We start from the raw sequence: 19289 nt of genomic DNA on the forward strand, positions 1-19289 counted from the left end.
CCACTTCCGCGTGCCCGCCTCGTGGCGCGCCGCTTAAAGCCTAGTCCGAACCACACCATGCACGAGAGATACGTACCCGCCGACGTCGAAGCCGCCGCTCAGGGCGACTGGCGCGCAGCCGATGCCTACAAGACGAAGGAAGATTCGCAGAAGCCGAAGTTCTACTGCGTGTCGATGCTGCCGTACCCGTCCGGCAAGCTGCACATGGGTCACGTGCGCAACTACACGATCAACGACGTGATGTACCGCTATCTGCGGATGAACGGCTACAACACGCTGATGCCGATGGGCTGGGACGCGTTCGGGATGCCGGCCGAGAACGCCGCGATGGCGAACGGCGTGCCGCCCGCGAAGTGGACCTACGACAACATCGACTACATGAAGGGCCAGATGCAGTCGATGGGCCTCGCGATCGACTGGTCGCGCGAGATCGCGACGTGCAAGCCCGACTACTACAAGTGGAACCAGTGGCTGTTCCTGAAGATGCTCGAGAAGGGCATCGCGTACAAGAAGACGGGCACCGTGAACTGGGATCCGGTCGACCAGACCGTGCTCGCGAACGAGCAGGTGATCGACGGCCGCGGCTGGCGTTCGGGCGCGCTCGTCGAGAAGCGCGAGATCCCGATGTACTACCTGCGGATCACGCAGTACGCGGATGAGCTGCTGAACGACCTCGACGGCCTCGGCTGGCCCGAGCGCGTGAAGATCATGCAGCAGAACTGGATCGGCAAGAGCTTCGGCGTGAACTTCGGCTTCCCGTACGAACTCGACGGCGAGCAGAAGCTCCTGCGCGTGTTCACGACGCGTGCCGACACGATCATGGGCGTCACGTTCTGCGCGATCGCGGCCGAGCACCCGCTCGCCACGCGCCTCGCGCAGGGCAAGCCGGAACTGCAGGCGTTCATCGACGAATGCAAGCGCGGCGGCGTCGCCGAGGCCGATGTCGCGACGATGGAGAAGAAGGGCGTCGCGACCGGCTTCTCGGTCCAGCACCCGCTGACGGGCGAGCCGGTCGAGGTGTGGATCGGCAACTACGTGCTGATGAGCTATGGCGAAGGCGCGGTGATGGGCGTGCCGGCGCACGACGAGCGCGATTTCGCGTTCGCGAAGAAATACGACCTGCCGATCAAGCAGGTGATCGCGGCCGAAGGCCAGACGTACTCGCTCGACGCATGGCAGGAGTGGTACGGCGACAAGGAAGTCGCGACCTGCATCAACAGCGGCAAGTACGACGGCCTCGCGTACGGCGCGGCGGTCGACGCGATCGCGGCCGACCTGAAGGCCGGCGGCTTCGGCGACAAGCAGGTCACGTGGCGCCTGCGCGACTGGGGCGTGTCGCGCCAGCGCTACTGGGGCACGCCGATCCCGATCATCCACTGCCCGTCGTGCGGCGACGTGCCGGTGCCGGAGCAGGATCTGCCGGTCGTGCTGCCGGAAGACCTCGTGCCGGACGGCTCGGGCAACCCGCTCGCGAAGTCGGAAGCGTTCCTGAACTGTTCGTGCCCGAAGTGCGGCGCGGCCGCGAAGCGTGAAACCGACACGATGGACACCTTCGTCGATTCGTCGTGGTACTTCTCGCGCTACACGGCGCCGGACGCCGAGACGATGGTCGACGCGCGCACCGATTACTGGATGCCGATGGATCAATACATCGGCGGCATCGAGCACGCGATCCTGCACTTGCTGTATTCGCGCTTCTGGACCAAGGTGATGCGCGACCTCGGCCTCGTGAAGTTCGGCGAGCCGGCGAAGAACCTGCTGACGCAGGGCATGGTGCTGAACGAGACGTTCTACCGCGAAGACGCATCGGGCAAGAAGACCTGGTACAACCCGGCCGACGTGACCGTCGCGTTCGACGAGAAGGGCCGCCCGGTCGGCGCGACGCTGAACGCCGACGGCCAGCCGGTCGTGCTCGGCGGCATCGAGAAGATGTCGAAGTCGAAGAACAACGGCGTCGATCCTCAGGTGCTGATCGACCAGTACGGCGCCGATACCGCGCGTCTGTTCACGATGTTCGCCGCACCGCCCGAGCAGCAGCTCGAATGGTCGGGCGCGGGCGTCGAAGGCGCGAGCCGCTTCCTGCGCCGCGTGTGGAGCTTCGGCGCGACGAACCGCGAAGCGCTCGCCGCGCGCGCGGGCTTCGACGCGGCCGCGCTCGGCGATGCCGACAAGGCGCTGCGCCGCGAGATCTACAGCGTGCTGAAGCAGGCCGATTTCGACTACCAGCGCCTGCAGTACAACACGGTCGTGTCGGCCGCGATGAAGATGCTGAACGCGATCGACGGCGCGAAGGGCGCGACGCCCGGCGTGCTGCGCGAGACGTACGGCGTGCTGCTGCGCGTGCTGTACCCGGTCGTGCCGCACGTCACGTTCGAACTGTGGAAGGCGCTCGGCTATGCGGACGAATTCGGCCCGCTGCTCGACGCCCCGTGGCCGAAGGTCGACGAGGCCGCGCTCGAGCAGGCCGAGATCGAACTCGTGCTGCAGGTGAACGGCAAGGTGCGCGGCGCGCTGAAGGTCGCGAAGGACGCGAGCCGCGAGGCGATCGAAGCGGCGGCGGTGGCCGACGAAGCATTCGCGAAGTTCAGCGACGGCAAGCCGGCGAAGAAGATCGTCGTCGTGCCGGGCCGCCTCGTGAACATCGTCGTCTGACGGCCGTTGGCCGCCGGGCGCACACAGAAGGAGCGAAGGTGATCCGCAGATCGTTTTTGATGCTCGCCGTCGGCAGCGCGCTCGCGCTGTCGGCATGCGGTTTCCAGTTGCGCGGCCAGCAGGACTACGCGTTCAAGCGCCTGCTGGTGGCCGGCGCGCCGGCGCCCGTCGAGGCGCGCCTGGTGCGCCTCGTCGAGGCCGGCAGCGACACGAAGATCGTCAAGTCGGCGGACGACGCCGATGCCGTGCTGCGCATGTGGGAGTCGCGTGGGCAGAACACGCTGACGCTCAACAAGTACGGCTCGGCGCAGGAATACGCGCTGTTCTATACGCTGAACTACACGCTGACGAGCAAGGACGGCACCGTGCTGATCCCGCCGAGCGCGATCGCGCTGAACCGCGCGATGACGTACAGCGACCAGTACACGAACGCGAAGGCGCAGGAAGCCGAGATCCTGTATGGCGACATGGAGAACGACGCGGTCGACCAGCTGATGCGGCGTCTCGCGATCGTCCACTCGCTGACGCCGGCGCCGGAAGACGTGGTGCCGGGCGTTGCACCGGGCGCACCGCTGCCGCCGCCGCCGCTCTGATCGCCGGCGCACGTATCGATGCAATTGCGACTTGATGCGCTGGAGCCGCACCTCGCGAAGGGGATGGCCGGGCTCTACACCGTCTACGGCGACGAGCCGCTGCTCGCGCAGGAAGCGTGCGACCGCATTCGTGCGGCCGCGCGCGCGGCCGGCTTCACCGAGCGTTCGGTGCACACGGTCGAGCGCGGTTTCGACTGGAGCGTGCTGCTCGGCGCGACCCAGGCGATGTCACTGTTCGGCGAACGTCAGCTGATCGAGCTGCGCATTCCGTCGGGCAAGCCCGGCAAGGAAGGCGCCGACGCGCTGAAGACGCTCGCGGCCGCACCGAACCCCGATGCGCTGATGCTCGTCACGTTGCCGCGCCTCGACGCGGCCACGCAGAAATCCGCGTGGTTTACCGCGCTGCAGAACGGCGGCGTCGCGCTGAAGATCGATCCGGTCGACCGCGCGCAGCTGCCGAACTGGATCGGCCAGCGTCTGTCGATGCAGGGCCAGCGCGTCGCGCCCGGCGACGACGGCCGGCGCGCGCTGCAGTTCATCGCGGAGCGCGTCGAGGGCAACCTGCTCGCCGCGCACCAGGAAATCCAGAAGCTCGGGCTGCTCTATCCGCAGGGCGTGCTGACGTTCGAGCAAGTGCACGACGCGGTGTTGAACGTCGCGCGCTACGACGTGTTCAAGCTGAACGAGGCGATGCTCGCGGGCGACGCCGCGCGGCTTGCGCGGATGATCGACGGGCTGAAGGGCGAGGGCGAGGCGATCGTGCTCGTGATGTGGGCCGTCGTCGAGGAACTGCGCACACTGCTGCGGATCAAGCGCGGCACGACGGCCGGCAAGCCGCTGGCCACGCTGCTGCGCGAGAACCGCGTGTGGGGGCCGCGCGAGCGGCTGATCGGCCCCGCGTTGAACCGCGTGTCGGAAGGCGTGCTCGAGAAGGCGCTCGCGTTCGCCGCGAAGCTCGACCGGCAGGTGAAGGGGCTGTCGGCCGTCACGCCGGGCCGCCGCACGCAGGACGAGCCGCCGCCCGATCCGTGGGACGGCCTGTTCCAGCTCGCGATGACGGTGGCGGGCGCGCGCGGCGAACGACCGCCGACCGCGGGTCGTGTGCGGCGTTAAGCCCCGTCCGGGCCTTCAGCGCACGCATCGCAACCCGCTTACAATATTTCGATAGCCGGCGCGGCCTTCCTGCCGCCGCGCCTCACGCTTCTCCACGAATTCATGCCGCGCCAAGCGGCTCGCTTCTCGAGTCACACGATGGATATCGACCAGTACATGACGGACCTGGGCCGCCGTGCCCGGCACGCTTCCCGCGCGATGGCGCGCGCCAGCACGGCGGCGAAGAACGCGGCGCTCGACGCCGTGGCCCGCGCGATCGAGCGCGACGCGCAGGCGCTGAAGGACGCGAATGCGCGCGACGTCGCCCGTGCCCGCGAAAAGGGGCTCGATGCGGCGTTCATCGACCGCCTGACGCTGTCGGACAAGGCGCTGAACACGATGGTCGAGGGCCTGCGCCAGGTCGCGTCGCTGGCCGATCCGATCGGCGAGATCGGCAATCTCAAGTATCGCCCGAGCGGAATCCAGGTCGGCCAGATGCGCGTGCCGCTCGGCGTGATCGGCATCATCTACGAGTCGCGTCCGAACGTGACGATCGACGCGGCCGCGCTGTGCCTGAAGTCGGGCAACGCGACGATCCTGCGCGGCGGCTCCGAGGCGCTCGAATCGAACGCGGCGCTCGCGAAGCTGATCGGCGAAGGGCTCGAGGCGGCCGGCCTGCCGCAGGACGCGGTGCAGGTCGTCGCGACCGCCGATCGCGCGGCGGTCGGCAAGCTGATCACGATGACCGAATACGTCGACGTGATCGTGCCGCGCGGCGGCAAGAGCCTGATCGAGCGCCTGATCAACGAGGCGCGCGTGCCGATGATCAAGCACCTCGACGGCATCTGCCACGTGTACGTCGACGATCGCGCCGATCTCGCCAAGGCACTGACGGTGTGCGACAACGCGAAGACGCACCGCTACGGCACCTGCAACACGATGGAAACGCTGCTCGTGTCGGGCGGCATCGCAGCCGCGCTGCTGCCGCCGCTCGGCAAGCTGTATCGCGACAAGCAGGTCGAGCTGCGCGTCGATGCAGCCGCGCGCGCGGTGCTCGCCGAGGCGGGCGTCGGTCCGCTCGTCGACGCGACCGACGAAGACTGGCACACCGAATATCTCGCGCCGGTGCTGGCGATCAAGGTCGTCGACGGCCTCGACGCCGCGATCGAGCACATCAACCATTACGGCTCGCACCACACCGATGCGATCGTCACCGAGGATCACGACCGCGCAATGCGCTTCCTGCGCGAAGTCGATTCGGCGAGCGTGATGGTCAATGCGTCGACGCGCTTCGCAGACGGCTTCGAATTCGGCCTCGGCGCGGAAATCGGCATCTCGAACGACAAGCTGCACGCACGCGGCCCCGTCGGCCTGGAAGGGCTCACGTCGCTGAAGTACGTCGTGCTCGGGCACGGCGAAGGCCGCCAGTAAAGCGAGGCGCACAACCGATGGCAATGCTCTGGGTCAAGACGTTCCATATCGTTCTGATCGCCGCGTGGTTCGCGGGACTGTTCTACCTGCCGCGCATCTACGTGAACCTGGCCATGGAGACCGATCCGGCCGCGGTGCGGCGCCTGCTGCTGATGGCGCGCAAGCTGTTCCGCTTCATGACGATGATCGCCGTGCCGGCGCTCGCATGCGGGCTGTGGCTGTGGCTCGTGATCGGCATCGGCCAGGGGCAGGGCTGGATCCATGCGAAGGTGACGGTGGTGCTGCTGCTCGTCATCTACCACGCGTATTGCGGGCATCTGCTGAAGGTGTTCGAGCGCGGCGAGAACCGTCGCACCGACAAGTGGTATCGCGTGTTCAACGAACTGCCGGTGCTCGGCATGCTCGTGGCGGTCGCGCTGGTCGTGATCAAGCCGTTTTGAGCTGAGCGGCCGGTTTGCCGCACCGACCCAAGCGCAACGGCGCCCCGCGGGGCGCCGTTCTTCGTTTACGTGCGTGCCGGGTAGCGGCTGATGCGCCGGACCGTGCGTCGGTTCTGCATCGCTCATGCGCCGGCGGGGCGCCGTGCGTGGGTCAATCCTTCGTGCCGTCGTCGATCCGGCGGCGCGTGATCGCTTCCTTCGCGCGGCCGACGCGCTCCATCAATGCGGGCCCGCGCGACAGCGCGACGCCGACCGCGAGGATGTCGCCGATCGCGAGATGCGACATGCGCGACGTCATCGGCGAGAACACGTCGGTTTCCTCCGCGACGTTCGACGCGAGGCTCACCGTCGCGAGCTTCGCGAGCGGCGAATGGCTCTGCGTGATCGCGACGACCTTCGCGCCGCACGCGAGCGCGGAGCGCGCGGCCTCGACGATGTCGCGCGTGCGACCGGTGTTCGAGATCGCGACGACGACGTCGTGCGGCCCGAGCAGCGCCGACGACATCGAGAACGTGTGCGGGTCCGAATACGCGACGCTCGGCACGCCGAGCCGGAAGAACTTGTGCTGGATGTCCTGCGCGGCGATGCCGGAGCCGCCGGCGCCGTAGAACTCGATGCGCGACGCGTTCGACAGCAGCGCGATCGCGTCGGCGACGCTGCCGGCCGACAGGCTGTTGCGCACCTCGATCAGCGCGCCGATCGTGCGGTCGAACACCTTGCCGATGATGCCGGGCGCGGGCTCGTCGGGCTCGACGTCGCGATACACGGACGACACGCCCGGCGCGACGCTCTGCGCGAGCCGGATCTTGAATTCGCGAAAGCCGCTGCAGCCGAGCGCCTGGCAGAAGCGCGCGATGGTCGGCTGGCTGACGCCCGCGCGGGTCGACAGCTCGGTCATCGCGAGGTCGAGCACCTCGCGCGGCGCGGCGAGGATGTAGTCGGCGAGCTTGCGCTCGGACGGGCGCAGGTCGGCGCGGATCGCTTCAATGCGAGGCAGCATGGGACGGCGGATGGAAATCGGGTTCGGATGAGCGAGTGTATCGCAATCGAATTGTAGAAAATCTACATGAAAATGCTAGCTCTATCGTCGGCAATTTCTGCAGTGGACGATGCCGTGGATTAGGGTTTTCACTAGGAAAGCCTTGCTGGTGGCGGGGATGTGAGTTGCGCGTATGCTGATCCGCATTGCGCGCTTGTAGTTTTTCTACTAGACTGACTTCGTTCGTTCGATGCACTCGACCGTCCCCACGATTCCAACCGCCGGTGTCCGTCCGGCATACAGGAGCGCCCAGCATGACGTCGCTGCACCCCACCCTGGCGAAAGTCACCGATCGCGTGATCGCCCGCAGCCAATCGACCCGTTCCGCCTATCTGCAACGCATCGACGGCGCGCAAGGCAAGTTCCCGGCGCGCGGCGCGCTGTCGTGCGCGAACCTCGCGCACGGCTTCGCGGGTCTCGAAGGCAGCGACAAGTTCCAGATCAAGGCGATCCGCGAGCCGAACATCGGCATCGTGTCCTCGTACAACGAGATGCTGTCCGCGCACGCGCCGTACAAGGATTTCCCCGACATCATCAAGGCCGCCGCGCGCGAGAACGGCGGCGTCGCGCAGTTCGCGGGCGGCGTGCCGGCGATGTGCGACGGCGTCACGCAGGGCAACCCGGGCATGGAGCTGTCGCTGTTCTCGCGCGAGGCGATCGCGATGGGCACCGCGATCGCGCTCACCCACAACATGTTCGACGCGGCGCTCTGCCTCGGCATCTGCGACAAGATCGTGCCGGGCCTCCTGATCGGCGCGCTGCAGTTCGGCCATCTGCCGACCATCTTCGTGCCGGCCGGCCCGATGACGAGCGGCCTGTCGAACGACGACAAGGCGAAGATCCGCCAGCAGTTCGCGACCGGCCAGGTCGGCCGCGACGCGCTGCTCGAAGCGGAATCGGCGGCATATCACGGCCACGGCACCTGCACGTTCTACGGCACCGCGAACAGCAACCAGATGCTGATGGAGCTGATGGGCCTGCACCTGCCGGGTTCGGCGTTCGTCCATCCGCACACGCCGCTGCGCGACGCGCTGACCGCCGAAGCCGCACGCCGCGTGCTCGACCTGACGGTCGAGCGCGGCCACTACACGCCGATCGGCCACGTGATCGACGAGAAGGCGATCGTCAACGGGATCGTCGCGCTGCTCGCGACGGGCGGCTCGACCAACCACACGCTGCACCTCGTCGCGATCGCGCGCGCGGCCGGCATCCTGATCGACTGGAACGATTTCGACGAGCTGTCGGCGGTCGTGCCGCTGCTCGCGAAGATCTACCCGAACGGCAAGGCCGACGTGAACCACTTCCACGCGGCGGGCGGCGTCGCGTTCCTGGTGCGCAACCTGCTCGAGGGCGGGCTGCTGCACGAAGACGTGACAACCGTGGCGGGCAAGGGCCTGTCGCACTACACGAAGGAGCCGAAGCTGATCGACGGCAAGCTGACGTGGGTCGACGGCACGGCCGAGAGCCACGACACGAAGGTGCTGCGCGGCATTCGCGACCCGTTCCAGCCGGACGGCGGCCTGCGCCTGATGCAGGGCCGGCTCGGCCGCGGCGTGATCAAGATCTCGGCGGTCGCGCCCGAGCACCGCAAGGTGACGGCGCCCGCGATCGTGTTCGATTCGCAGGAAGCCGTGCAGGAGGCCTTCGATCGCGGCGAGCTGAAGCGCGATTTCGTCGCGGTCGTGCGCTTCCAGGGCGCGCGCGCGAACGGGATGCCCGAGCTGCATCGTTTGACGCCGCTGCTCGGCGTGCTGCAGGATCAGGGCTTTCACGTCGCGCTGGTGACCGACGGCCGCATGTCGGGCGCGTCGGGCAAGGTGCCGGCCGTGATCCACGTGTCGCCGGAAGCGCTGCTGGCCGGCCCGCTCGGCAAGGTGAAGACGGGCGACACGCTCGTGATCGACGCGGAAGCCGGCATCCTCGACATCGAGGTCGACGACGCCGAGTGGCAGGCGCGCCCGGTCGCGCAGCCGCTGCACCAGGCCGAGAACGAGGTCGGTTTCGGGCGCGAACTGTTCGGCGTGTTCCGCGCGGCGGCCGCGCCGGCCGAGCAGGGCGCATCGGTTTTCGGGACGCTGGTCGGCGAAACGGCCGTCAGCGTCGCTGCATGAATTTCAAGGAGTGTTCCAGATGAAGACGATTGCTGAAATCGTGAAGCTGGGCCCGGTGATTCCGGTGCTCGCATTCGACTCGGTCGAGCAGGGCGAACACGTGTCGCGCGCGTTGCACGCGGGCGGCGTCAAGGTGCTCGAGATCACGCTGCGCACGCCGGCCGGCCTGGAGGCGATCCAGCGCGCGAGCCAGCTCGCGGACGACATCGTCGTCGGCGTCGGCACGATCACGAAGCCCGAGCACTGCGAGCAGGCGAAGCGCGCGGGTGCGAAGTTCGGCGTGTCGCCGGGCCTGACGAAGGACCTGCACCTCGCGTCCCTCGACGCCGGCCTGCCGCTGCTGCCGGGCGTGATGACGCCGAGCGACATCATCCAGGCGCTCGAGTTCGGCTACGAGATCGTCAAGTTCTTCCCCGCGCAGCAAGCCGGCGGCGTGCCGATGCTGCAGGCGTTCCACGGTCCGTTCCCGGCGCTGAAGTTCTGCCCGACGGGCGGCATCACGGTCGACACCGCGCCGAATTTCCTGAAGCTGCCGAACGTCGTATGCGTCGGCGGTTCGTGGCTCACGCCGAAGGCCGCGCTCGCCGCGCAGGACTGGGCCGAAGTCACGCGCCTCGCGCAAGCCGCGAGCCAGCTGCCCCGTTAAGACTTGTACGAAACGAACGTTTGACCCTCGGTAAGCGAGCGCTTAGTGCTTGTTTTACCGAGGGTTTTTGCTGATGGAACCGGTTCTATCCGCGGACCGTAAAGATAAGTAAAATTCAGCGTCCTCGCGGGGTGGGAACCCCCGTGTTTCGGAGACCTGCATAGCCGGGCATACTCGCAACAACTCGCCCGGTTCGAACAATCCTAGGAGGAGTGCCACATGGGGGCTGTCCAAGGCAGCATGCTGCTCATTTATACCGTGATCGCGATCGTCGCGCTGATCGTGATGATCGCGCGGTTCAAGATCTATCCGTTCCTGGTGCTCATCATCGTCTCGCTCGGCCTCGGCCTCGTGGTCGGGATGCCGATGGACAAGATCGTCAAGTCGTTCGAGACCGGCAACGGCAACACGCTCGGCCACATCGCGGTGGTCGTCGGCCTCGGCACGATGCTCGGCAAGATGATGGCCGAATCGGGCGGCGCGGAGCGGATCGCGACCACGCTGATCGACTGGTTCGGCGAGAAGAACATCCATTGGGCGATGATGTTCGTCGCGATCATCGTCGGCCTGCCGGTGTTCTTCGAAGTCGGCTTCGTGCTGCTGATCCCGATCGCGTTCAACGTCGCGAAGCGCACCGGCAAGTCGCTGCTCGTCGTCGGCCTGCCGATGGTCGCGGGCCTGTCCGTCGTGCACGGGCTGATTCCGCCGCACCCGGCCGCGCTGCTGGCCGTCCAGCAATACGGTGCCGACATCGGCAAGACGATCGCGTTCGGCCTGATCGTCGGCGTGCCGACCGCGATCGTCGCGGGCCCGCTGTTCGCGCTGATGATCTCGAAGTTCGTCAAGCTGCCGGAGAACAATCCGCTCGCCGCGCAGTTCGTCGAATCGCACACGGAAGGCAAGCAGCGCGAACTGCCGAGCTTCGGCATCACGCTGTTCACGATCCTGCTGCCGGTGATCCTGATGCTGGTCGGCAGCTGGGCCGACCTGATCTTCACGCCGAAGTCGCTGCCGAACAGCCTGCTGCGCTTTGCCGGCAACTCCGACGTCGCGCTCCTGATCGCCGTGCTGGTGAGCTTCTTCACGTTCGGCAAGCTGCAGGGGTTCAACCGCGACCAGATCCAGAAGTTCTGCGGCGAGTGCCTGGCACCGATCGCCGGCATCACGCTGATCGTCGGTGCGGGCGGCGGCTTCGGCGGCGTCCTGCGCGACAGCGGGATCTCGCAGCAGATCGTCGAGACCGCGAAGCACGCGCACCTGTCGCCGCTGCTGCTCGGCTGGTTCGTCGCGGCGCTGATGCGTCTCGCGACGGGTTCGGCGACGGTCGCGATGACGACGGCCTGCGGCATCGTCGCGCCGATCGCGGCGGCGTCGGGCGCGGCGGTTCGTCCGGAGCTGCTGGTGCTCGCGACGGGCTCGGGCTCGCTGATCTTCTCGCACGTGAACGACGGCGGCTTCTGGCTGATCAAGGAATACTTCGGGATGACGGTTGGTCAGACGTTCAAGACCTGGTCGCTGCTTGAAACCATCATCTCGGTGCTCGGTCTGAGCTTTACGCTGCTGCTGAGCGTGGTTTTGTAACAAGGGGTAGTCAATGATTCTGATCGCAATGGGCGTGTCGGGCGCGGGCAAATCGCGAATCGGCGAAATGCTGGCAGAACGCCTGTCGTGCAGCTATACCGACGGCGACGCGTTTCACAGCGCGGCGAACAAGGAAAAGATGCACAACGGCATTCCGCTGACCGACGACGACCGCTGGCCGTGGCTGCGCACGATCCGCGCGGCCATCGAGGAAAAGCAGCGTGCCGGCGAGACGGCCGTGTTCACGTGCTCTTCGCTGAAGCGGTCGTACCGCGACGTGCTGCGCGGCACCGACACCGACGTGCGGTTCGTGTATCTGAAGGGCTCGTTCGAGGTGTTGCACGAGCGCCTGAAAAGCCGCACCGGCCATTTCTTCGATCCGTCGCTACTGAAGAGCCAGCTCGACACGCTCGAGGAGCCGGGCCCGGACGAGGCGATCGAGGTCAGCATCGAGCTGACGCCCGAACAGATCGTCGATCAGGTGATGGCGAAGATCGGCCACGCGCACTGAGCGCGGTTCGCGGCAATCGTGATGCCGCAGTGAGACAGGCGCCCCTCGGGGCGCCTTTTTTCGTCGAGCGCGCGCGAGCCGCCAAAGAAAAAGCCCGATGCGAGCAATTTCGCATCGGGCTTTTTTTCCGTCCGGCGACGGCGGCGCTTACGCGATCCGCTTCGCGAGTTCGACGGCCTTGCCGATGTACGACGCCGGCGTCATCGCGAGCAGGCGGTCCTTCGCATCCTGCGGGATCGCGAGCGTGGCGACGAATTCCTGCAGCGCTTCGCGCGTGATGCCCTTGCCGCGCGTCAGTTCCTTCAGCTGTTCGTACGGGTTCTCGATGCCGTAGCGGCGCATCACCGTCTGCACCGGCTCCGCGAGCACTTCCCAGCAGTTGTCGAGATCTTCGTTCAGGCGCTGCGGGTTGACTTCGAGCTTGTCGAGGCCGCGGATCAGCGAGTCGTACGCGAGCAGCGAATAGCCGAGCGCGACGCCCATGTTGCGCAGCACCGTCGAGTCGGTCAGGTCACGCTGCCAGCGCGACACCGGCAGCTTGTCGGCGAGGTGGCGCAGCGTCGCGTTCGCGAGGCCGAGGTTGCCTTCCGAGTTCTCGAAGTCGATCGGGTTGACCTTGTGCGGCATCGTCGACGAGCCGATTTCGCCGGCCTTCGTCTTCTGCTTGAAGTAGCCGACCGAGATGTAGCCCCACACGTCGCGATCGAGGTCGAGCAGGATCGTGTTCGCGCGCGCAACCGCGTCGAACAGCTCGGCCATGTAGTCGTGCGGTTCGATCTGGATCGTGTACGGGTTGAACGTGAGCTTCAGGCGGTTCTCGATCACGTCGCGCGAGAACGCTTCCCAGTCGAATTCCGGATACGCGGACAGGTGCGCGTTGAAGTTGCCGACCGCGCCGTTCATCTTGCCGAGGATCTCGACCTTCTCGATGCGCGTGATCGCGCGTGCGAGGCGCGCGGCGACGTTCGCGAGCTCCTTGCCGAGCGTCGTCGGGCTGGCCGGCTGGCCGTGCGTGCGCGACAGCATCGGCTGCTCGGCGAGCGCGTGCGACAGCGCGACGAGGCGCTGGTGGACCGTGCGCAGCGCCGGCACGATCACGTGCTCGCGCGCGCCGGCGAGCATCATCCCGTGCGACGTGTTGTTGATGTCTTCGGACGTGCACGCGAAGTGGATGAATTCGCTGGCCTTCTCGAGTTCGGCCTGGCCCTTGACCGATTCCTTCAGCCAGTATTCGACGGCCTTCACGTCGTGGTTCGTCACGCGCTCGATTTCCTTGATGCGCGCGGCGTCGTGCGCGGTGAAGCGCTCCGCGAGCTGCAGCAGGAATTGTTCGGACGCGTCGGAGAAGCGCGGGACTTCCGCGAAGCCGGCGCGCGACAGCGCGATCAGCCAGTGCACCTCGACGGTGACGCGGTGGCGCATGAAGGCGGCTTCGGAGAGCCAGTCGCGCAGCGCTTCGGTCTTGCTGGCGTAGCGGCCATCGATGGGCGAGAGCGCGGTGAGGGCGAAAAGCGTATCGGGACGAGTGTCGGACATGATCGGGCGGGCCTTGGGGCCGGGTCGAGCGAGGGGGGAAGAATCCGGCATTTTACCATCGCCGCGGGGCGATCCCGGCCGAACCGGTCCGGCCGCCGCCGCCGCGGGCGATCGGCACGCGCCCGGCGCCCGGGCGGCGCGCGACCGGCCTGCCGGCAGGCGCCCGCGCCGGCTCGCCGGGGCGCCCGCCACGCCGCCGGGCCGGCCCGCCCGCCGGTAGAATGCAGGCTTCTTCCCGACCGCCGCCCGCCGCGCCCGCCTGCATGGAACTGAAATGGCTCGAAGACTTCGTCTCGCTCGCGGAAACGCGCAGCTTTAGCCGCTCCGCCGAACTGCGGCACGTGTCGCAGCCCGCGTTCTCGCGGCGTATCCAGGCGCTCGAGGCGTGGCTCGCGACCGAACTGATCGATCGTTCGGTCTATCCGACGCGGCTCACGCAGGCCGGCCAGATCTTCTACGAGCAGGCGCTGACGATGCTGTCGCAGGCGCACGAGGCGCGCACGCTGCTGCGCGGCCACGTCGGCGCGCCGGTGCCGACGATCGAGTTCGCGGTGCCGCACACGCTGTCGCTCACGTATTTTCCGCGCTGGCTGCAGCGGATCGAGGCGAAGATGGGGCAGGTCCACACGCGGCTGCGCGCGCTGAACGTGCACGATGCCGTGCTGTCGCTCGTCGAGGGCGGCTGCGATCTCGTGATGGGCTACCACCACCCGAGCCACCCGGTCGCGCTCGACCCGGCCCGCTACGACATGCTGGTGCTCGGCAGCGAGCCGATCAGCGCGTTTTCGGCGCCGGGCCGCGCGGGCCGGCCGCGCTACACGCTGCCGGGCACGGCCGAGGCGCGCGTGCCGTACCTGTCGTATACGCCGAACGCGTATCTCGGCCGGATGACCGAAGTCATCGTGGCGAATGCACCGACGTCGCTGTTCCTCGATCGTGTTTACGAAACCGACATGGCGGAAGGGCTGAAGGCGATGGCGCTCGCGGGCCACGGCGTCGCGTTCCTGCCGCACAGCGCGGTCGAGGATGCGGTGGCGAGCGGCCGCCTGATCCGGCTCGACCGTTCCGCGCGCGGCGGCACCCATCCGTTCACGCTGACGATGGAGATCCGCCTGTACTGCGACAAGCTCGCGCTGCAGGGCGACGATCCGCACCAGAAACTCGTGCGCGCGCTGTGGGACGTCGTGCGCGACGAACTGCGCGAAACCACCGGTTAACCGTGGGCGGTTAACCGGGCCGGTCGGGCGCGAGCGACTGACGAGCCGCTTTCGGCGCCTGTCGGACGCCCGGCCGGCGGGCGTCCCGCGACTTTCACGACGATTTTTCACGCCCGCGATGCACGGCCGATCGCGGGCGTTCTTGCGCAAATCGACCGCGGATTTGCGAAAAATCACGATCATGCAAGAAACGCATAATCGAATAAGCAAACGGCATTGGATAAAAAAAACGGGTTTTTCGACAATGTGCGCAATCCGTTGAACGTTGGAGTGTCCATGTCTTCGCAACTGCAGTCCATCCCGTCCTACCTTCACGCCGACGATCTCGGCCCGTGGGGCAACTACCTTCAGCAGGTCGATCGCGTCGCGCCGTACCTCGGCTCGCTGTCGCGCTGGCTCGAGACGCTGAAGCGTCCGAAGCGCATCCTGATCGTCGACTGCCCCATCGAGCTCGACAACGGCACCGTCGCGCACTTCGAAGGCTATCGCGTGCAGCACAACGTGTCGCGCGGCCCGGGCAAGGGCGGCGTGCGCTACCACCAGGACGTGACGCTGTCGGAAGTGATGGCGCTGTCGGCATGGATGTCGGTGAAGAACGCCGCAGTGAACGTGCCGTACGGCGGTGCGAAGGGCGGCATCCGCGTCGACCCGCGCAAGCTGTCGCGTGGTGAGCTCGAGCGCGTGACGCGCCGCTACACCAGCGAAATCGGCATCATCATCGGGCCGAACACCGACATTCCGGCACCGGACGTCAACACCAACGAACAGGTGATGGCGTGGATGATGGACACGTACTCGATGAACCAGGGCCAGACGTCGACCGGCGTCGTGACCGGCAAGCCGATCGCGCTCGGCGGTTCGCTCGGCCGCAAGGAAGCAACGGGCCGCGGCGTGTTCGTCGTCGGCTCCGAAGCGGCGAAGAAGAAGGGCCTGGAAATCGAAGGCGCGCGCATCGCGGTGCAGGGCTTCGGCAACGTCGGCGGCATCGCGGCGAAGCTGTTCCAGGAAGCGGGCTCGAAGGTGATCGCGGTGCAGGATCACACGGGCACGATCTACCAGCCGGCCGGCCTCGATTCGAACAAGCTGCTCGACCACGTCGCACGCACGGGCGGCGTCGCGGGCTTCGAAGGCGCCGAGCCGATGCCGAACGACGAGTTCTGGACGGTCGAGACCGACATCCTGATCCCGGCGGCACTGGAAAACCAGATCACCGAAAAGAACGCGGCGAAGATCCGCACGAAGATCATCGTCGAAGGCGCGAACGGCCCGACGACGACGGCGGCGGACGACATCCTGAGCGCGAACGGCGTGCTCGTGATCCCCGACGTGATCGCGAACGCGGGCGGCGTGACCGTGTCGTACTTCGAGTGGGTGCAGGACTTCTCGAGCTTCTTCTGGACGGAAGACGAGATCAACCACCGTCTCGAGCGCGTGATGCGCGAAGCGTTCGCCGGCGTGTGGGCGGTCGCGGAAGAGCACAAGGTGACGGTGCGTACGGCGGCGTTCATCGTCGCGTGCAAGCGCATCCTGATGGCGCGCGAAATGCGCGGCCTGTACCCCTGATCGGTCGTTGCCGATCGCCGATCGGTTGACTACGATCAAAGCATGACGCAATCCACCCGATTGCGCGCATGAACCTTCGCGGGCGATGCCGAATTCGGCATCGCCCGCGCGCGCATTCAGGTGCCGAAACGGGCGCCCGGAGCCGGGAGGACGGCTTCGCACAGCGCGATTCGTAGTGCGGTTAACAACCAGTACTTTCAAAAATATTACTTTGATACACTGGCGCGGGTTTTAGCCAAGGAGATGACCAAAATGAAATACCAGAAGGCAGTCCTGATGGTCGCGGCGCTGTGCGCGTTCGCGAGCGGCGCGCACGCACAGGAGACCGGCACGCTGAAGAAGATCAAGGACACGGGCGTGATCGCGCTGGGCCACCGCGAATCGTCGATTCCGTTCTCCTACTATGACCAGAACCAGCAGGTCGTCGGCTATTCGCGCGAATTCCAGTTGAAGGTCGTGGACGCGGTGAAGAAGAAGCTGAACCTGCCGAACCTGCAGGTCAAGAACATCCCGGTCACGTCGCAGAACCGCATCCCGCTCGTGCAGAACGGCACGGTCGACATCGAGTGCGGCTCGACGACCAACAACCTGGAGCGTCAGCAGCAGGCCGCATTCTCCGACACGATCTTCGTGATCGGTACGCGCCTGATGACGAAGAAGGATTCGGGCGTGAAGGACTTCGCCGACCTGAAGGGCAAGACGGTCGTGACCACCGCCGGCACGACGTCCGAGCGCCTGCTGCGCAAGATGAACAACGACAAGCAGCTGGGCATGAACATCATCAGCGCGAAGGATCACGGCGACTCGTTCAACACGCTCGAGTCGGGCCGCGCGGTCGCGTTCATGATGGACGACGCGCTGCTCGCGGGCGAGCGCGCGAAGGCGAAGCAGCCGGGCGAATGGGTGATCGTCGGCACGCCGCAGTCGGAAGAGGCGTACGGCTGCATGATGCGCAAGGGCGATGCGGACTTCAAGAAGGTCGTCGACGACGCGATCTCGCAAGTCGAGAAATCGGGCGAAGCCGCGAAGATCTACGCGAAGTGGTTCGAGAACCCGATCCCGCCGAAGGGGCTGAACCTGAACTTCCCGCTGTCCGATTCGATGAAGAAGCTGTACGCGAACCCGAACGACAAGGCGCTCGACTGACCACGCGGCCGTTGACGCAGAAATGACGCTACTGAAACGGAAGAGGCCACGCTTCTTCCGTTTCTTTTTGCTGGAGTCTTGCCCATGTCTTACCACTGGAACTGGGGCGTCTTCCTGAGCCCCGTCTCGACCGGCGAGCCGACGACTTATTTCGGATGGCTGATGTCCGGCTTCTGGGTGACGATCGAGGTGTCGCTCGTCGCCTGGGTCATCGCGCTGATCGTCGGCTCGCTGTTCGGCGTGCTGCGCACGGTGCCGAACAAATGGCTGTCCGCGATCGGCACCGTGTACGTGTCGATCTTCCGGAACATTCCGCTGATCGTGCAGTTCTTCATCTGGTACCTCGTCGTGCCCGAGTTGCTGCCCGCATCGATCGGCACCTGGATCAAGCAGTTGCCGCCGACCACGCAGTTCTTCACCTCGTCGATCATCTGTCTCGGCCTGTTTACGGGCGCGCGCGTGTGCGAACAGGTGCGCTCGGGGATCAACGCGCTGCCGAAGGGCCAGCGCGCGGCCGGCCTCGCGATGGGCTTCACGCAATGGCAGACGTACCGCTACGTGCTGCTGCCGGTTGCGTACCGGATCATCGTGCCGCCGCTCACGTCCGAGTTCCTGAACATCTTCAAGAACTCGGCGGTCGCGTCGACGATCGGCCTGCTCGACCTGTCCGCGCAGGCGCGCCAGCTCGTCGACTACACCGCGCAGACCTACGAGTCGTTCATCGCGGTCACGCTCGCGTACGTGATCATCAACCTCGTCGTGATGGCGTTCATGCGCTGGATCGAAGGCCGCACGCGGCTGCCCGGCTACATCGGAGGCAAGTGATGCATCAGTTCGACTGGAGTAGTATTCCCGGCGCGATACCGACGCTGTGGACGGGGGCGATCGTCACGTTCAAGATCACGCTGATCGCGATCGTCGTCGGCATCGTCTGGGGCACGTTGCTCGCGCTGCTGCGGCTGTCGGGCGTGAAGCCGCTCGCGTGGTTCGCGAAGGCGTACGTGACGGTGTTCCGCTCGATCCCGCTCGTGATGGTGCTGCTGTGGTTCTTCCTGATCGTGCCGCAGGTGCTGCAGGGCGTGCTCGGGCTGTCGCCGACGATCGACATTCGCCTCGCGTCGGCGATGGTCGCGTTCTCGCTGTTCGAAGCCGCGTATTATTCCGAGATCATCCGCGCCGGCATCCAGGCGGTGCCGCGCGGGCAGGTCAACGCCGCGTTCGCGCTCGGCATGAACTACGCGCAGGCGATGCGCCTCGTGATCCTGCCGCAGGCGTTCCGCGCGATGGTGCCGCTGCTGCTCACGCAGGCGATCGTCCTGTTCCAGGATACGTCGCTCGTGTACGTGATCAGTCTCGCGGACTTCTTCCGCACGGCCGCCAACGTCGGCGATCGCGACGGCACGACCGTCGAGATGGTCCTGTTCGCGGGTGCATGCTATTTCGTGATTTGCTCGGTGGCGTCTGCCCTCGTCAAAGGTCTCCAGAAAAAGGTCACAAGATGATTTCCATCAAGAACGTTTCCAAGTGGTACGGCCAGTTTCAGGTCCTCACCGATTGCACGACCGAGGTCAAGAAAGGCGAGGTGGTGGTCGTGTGCGGTCCGTCCGGCTCGGGCAAGTCGACGCTGATCAAGACCGTGAACGGCCTCGAGCCGTTCCAGCAGGGCGAGATCCTCGTGAACGGCCAGTCGGTCGGCGACAAGAAGACGAACCTGTCGAAGCTGCGCTCGAA

General features: G+C 66.4%; 17 protein-coding genes. 15 read left to right on the forward strand and 2 right to left on the reverse strand.

Annotated elements, in window-relative coordinates:
• Window positions 1-57: 57 nt before the first annotated feature.
• The 5 genes from leuS to DID99_RS18245 all read left to right on the forward strand — a co-directional run bounded on the left by leuS (window position 58) and on the right by DID99_RS18245 (window position 6208).
• Window positions 58-2652 (forward strand): leucine--tRNA ligase, encoded by a 2595-nt coding sequence (gene leuS, locus DID99_RS18225; RefSeq protein WP_124551374.1) that lies wholly within the window; start codon window positions 58-60, stop codon window positions 2650-2652.
• Between the two features lie 38 nt (window positions 2653-2690).
• Window positions 2691-3245, forward strand: a complete 555-nt coding sequence (gene lptE, locus DID99_RS18230) for an LPS assembly lipoprotein LptE (RefSeq protein WP_044844157.1) — start codon at window positions 2691-2693, stop codon at window positions 3243-3245.
• 18 nt (window positions 3246-3263) lie between these two features.
• On the forward strand, window positions 3264-4358 hold the full coding sequence (gene holA / locus DID99_RS18235; RefSeq protein WP_124488266.1) for a DNA polymerase III subunit delta: 1095 nt from the start codon (window positions 3264-3266) through the stop codon (window positions 4356-4358).
• 138 nt (window positions 4359-4496) lie between these two features.
• On the forward strand, window positions 4497-5768 hold the full coding sequence (locus DID99_RS18240; protein WP_044844155.1) for a glutamate-5-semialdehyde dehydrogenase: 1272 nt from the start codon (window positions 4497-4499) through the stop codon (window positions 5766-5768).
• A 17-nt stretch (window positions 5769-5785) separates the two neighbouring features.
• Window positions 5786-6208, forward strand: a complete 423-nt coding sequence (locus DID99_RS18245; protein WP_124488267.1) for a CopD family protein — start codon at window positions 5786-5788, stop codon at window positions 6206-6208.
• A gap of 151 nt (window positions 6209-6359) precedes the next feature.
• Here the strand turns inward: DID99_RS18245 and DID99_RS18250 are convergent, their stop codons facing one another.
• Window positions 6360-7208, reverse strand: a complete 849-nt coding sequence (locus tag DID99_RS18250; protein WP_044844153.1) for a MurR/RpiR family transcriptional regulator — start codon at window positions 7206-7208, stop codon at window positions 6360-6362.
• Between the two features lie 293 nt (window positions 7209-7501).
• Here DID99_RS18250 and edd point away from each other — a divergent pair, with 293 nt between their 5' ends.
• The 4 genes from edd to DID99_RS18275 all read left to right on the forward strand — a co-directional run bounded on the left by edd (window position 7502) and on the right by DID99_RS18275 (window position 12096).
• Window positions 7502-9358, forward strand: a complete 1857-nt coding sequence (edd, locus tag DID99_RS18255; protein WP_044844152.1) for a phosphogluconate dehydratase — start codon at window positions 7502-7504, stop codon at window positions 9356-9358.
• Window positions 9359-9377: 19 nt separating this feature from the next.
• Window positions 9378-10004, forward strand: a complete 627-nt coding sequence (eda, locus tag DID99_RS18260; protein WP_044844151.1) for a bifunctional 4-hydroxy-2-oxoglutarate aldolase/2-dehydro-3-deoxy-phosphogluconate aldolase — start codon at window positions 9378-9380, stop codon at window positions 10002-10004.
• Between the two features lie 219 nt (window positions 10005-10223).
• A complete protein-coding gene (locus tag DID99_RS18270; protein ID WP_044844150.1) occupies window positions 10224-11585 on the forward strand; it encodes a GntP family permease in 1362 nt (453 codons plus the stop codon).
• Window positions 11586-11598: 13 nt separating this feature from the next.
• Complete coding sequence (locus DID99_RS18275) at window positions 11599-12096, forward strand: gluconokinase (protein WP_044844149.1); 498 nt, start codon at window positions 11599-11601, stop codon at window positions 12094-12096.
• A gap of 147 nt (window positions 12097-12243) precedes the next feature.
• On the opposite strand, the gene purB is transcribed toward DID99_RS18275, so the two are convergent.
• Window positions 12244-13632, reverse strand: a complete 1389-nt coding sequence (purB, locus tag DID99_RS18280) for an adenylosuccinate lyase (protein WP_044844148.1) — start codon at window positions 13630-13632, stop codon at window positions 12244-12246.
• A 263-nt stretch (window positions 13633-13895) separates the two neighbouring features.
• On the opposite strand from purB, the gene DID99_RS18285 reads away from it, so the two are divergent.
• From DID99_RS18285 to DID99_RS18315, 6 genes are all read left to right on the forward strand, one after another.
• The gene (locus tag DID99_RS18285) at window positions 13896-14849 is read left to right on the forward strand and encodes a LysR substrate-binding domain-containing protein (protein ID WP_044848296.1); all 954 of its coding nucleotides are present in this window, start codon (window positions 13896-13898) and stop codon (window positions 14847-14849) included.
• Between the two features lie 276 nt (window positions 14850-15125).
• Window positions 15126-16412 carry a Glu/Leu/Phe/Val dehydrogenase gene (locus DID99_RS18295; protein ID WP_044848295.1) on the forward strand — a complete coding sequence of 429 codons (1287 nt, stop codon included), beginning with the start codon at window positions 15126-15128 and terminating at the stop codon, window positions 16410-16412.
• A gap of 252 nt (window positions 16413-16664) precedes the next feature.
• Window positions 16665-17558, forward strand: coding sequence for a glutamate/aspartate ABC transporter substrate-binding protein (locus DID99_RS18300; protein ID WP_185500314.1), 894 nt, complete (start codon window positions 16665-16667; stop codon window positions 17556-17558).
• A gap of 84 nt (window positions 17559-17642) precedes the next feature.
• Window positions 17643-18383 carry an amino acid ABC transporter permease gene (locus tag DID99_RS18305; protein ID WP_044848294.1) on the forward strand — a complete coding sequence of 247 codons (741 nt, stop codon included), beginning with the start codon at window positions 17643-17645 and terminating at the stop codon, window positions 18381-18383.
• Window positions 18383-19060, forward strand: coding sequence for a glutamate/aspartate ABC transporter permease GltK (gltK, locus tag DID99_RS18310; protein ID WP_014898078.1), 678 nt, complete (start codon window positions 18383-18385; stop codon window positions 19058-19060). Before DID99_RS18305 ends, gltK begins: the two co-directional genes overlap by 1 nt.
• Window positions 19057-19289 (forward strand): ATP-binding cassette domain-containing protein (locus tag DID99_RS18315; RefSeq protein WP_148094678.1); only part of this gene is annotated, 233 nt, incomplete at its 3' end. The genes gltK and DID99_RS18315, both read left to right, overlap by 4 nt.

Source organism: Burkholderia sp. Bp8986, from assembly GCF_003854225.1.
Classification (GTDB): domain Bacteria; phylum Pseudomonadota; class Gammaproteobacteria; order Burkholderiales; family Burkholderiaceae; genus Burkholderia.

What these genes read in the sequence shown, in the direction of transcription:
- leuS (WP_124551374.1), top strand. Translation starts at nt 58, where the DNA reads ATGCACGAGAGATACGTACCCGCCGACGTCGAAGCCGCCGCTCAGGGC.
- eda (WP_044844151.1), top strand. Translation starts at nt 9,378, where the DNA reads ATGAAGACGATTGCTGAAATCGTGAAGCTGGGCCCGGTGATTCCGGTG.
- edd (WP_044844152.1), top strand. Translation starts at nt 7,502, where the DNA reads ATGACGTCGCTGCACCCCACCCTGGCGAAAGTCACCGATCGCGTGATC.
- DID99_RS18295 (WP_044848295.1), top strand. Translation starts at nt 15,126, where the DNA reads ATGTCTTCGCAACTGCAGTCCATCCCGTCCTACCTTCACGCCGACGAT.
- DID99_RS18270 (WP_044844150.1), top strand. Translation starts at nt 10,224, where the DNA reads ATGGGGGCTGTCCAAGGCAGCATGCTGCTCATTTATACCGTGATCGCG.
- holA (WP_124488266.1), top strand. Translation starts at nt 3,264, where the DNA reads ATGCAATTGCGACTTGATGCGCTGGAGCCGCACCTCGCGAAGGGGATG.
- DID99_RS18305 (WP_044848294.1), top strand. Translation starts at nt 17,643, where the DNA reads ATGTCTTACCACTGGAACTGGGGCGTCTTCCTGAGCCCCGTCTCGACC.
- DID99_RS18245 (WP_124488267.1), top strand. Translation starts at nt 5,786, where the DNA reads ATGGCAATGCTCTGGGTCAAGACGTTCCATATCGTTCTGATCGCCGCG.
- purB (WP_044844148.1), bottom strand. Translation starts at nt 13,632, where the DNA reads ATGTCCGACACTCGTCCCGATACGCTTTTCGCCCTCACCGCGCTCTCG.
- DID99_RS18275 (WP_044844149.1), top strand. Translation starts at nt 11,599, where the DNA reads ATGATTCTGATCGCAATGGGCGTGTCGGGCGCGGGCAAATCGCGAATC.
- DID99_RS18250 (WP_044844153.1), bottom strand. Translation starts at nt 7,208, where the DNA reads ATGCTGCCTCGCATTGAAGCGATCCGCGCCGACCTGCGCCCGTCCGAG.
- gltK (WP_014898078.1), top strand. Translation starts at nt 18,383, where the DNA reads ATGCATCAGTTCGACTGGAGTAGTATTCCCGGCGCGATACCGACGCTG.
- DID99_RS18300 (WP_185500314.1), top strand. Translation starts at nt 16,665, where the DNA reads ATGAAATACCAGAAGGCAGTCCTGATGGTCGCGGCGCTGTGCGCGTTC.
- DID99_RS18285 (WP_044848296.1), top strand. Translation starts at nt 13,896, where the DNA reads ATGGAACTGAAATGGCTCGAAGACTTCGTCTCGCTCGCGGAAACGCGC.
- DID99_RS18240 (WP_044844155.1), top strand. Translation starts at nt 4,497, where the DNA reads ATGGATATCGACCAGTACATGACGGACCTGGGCCGCCGTGCCCGGCAC.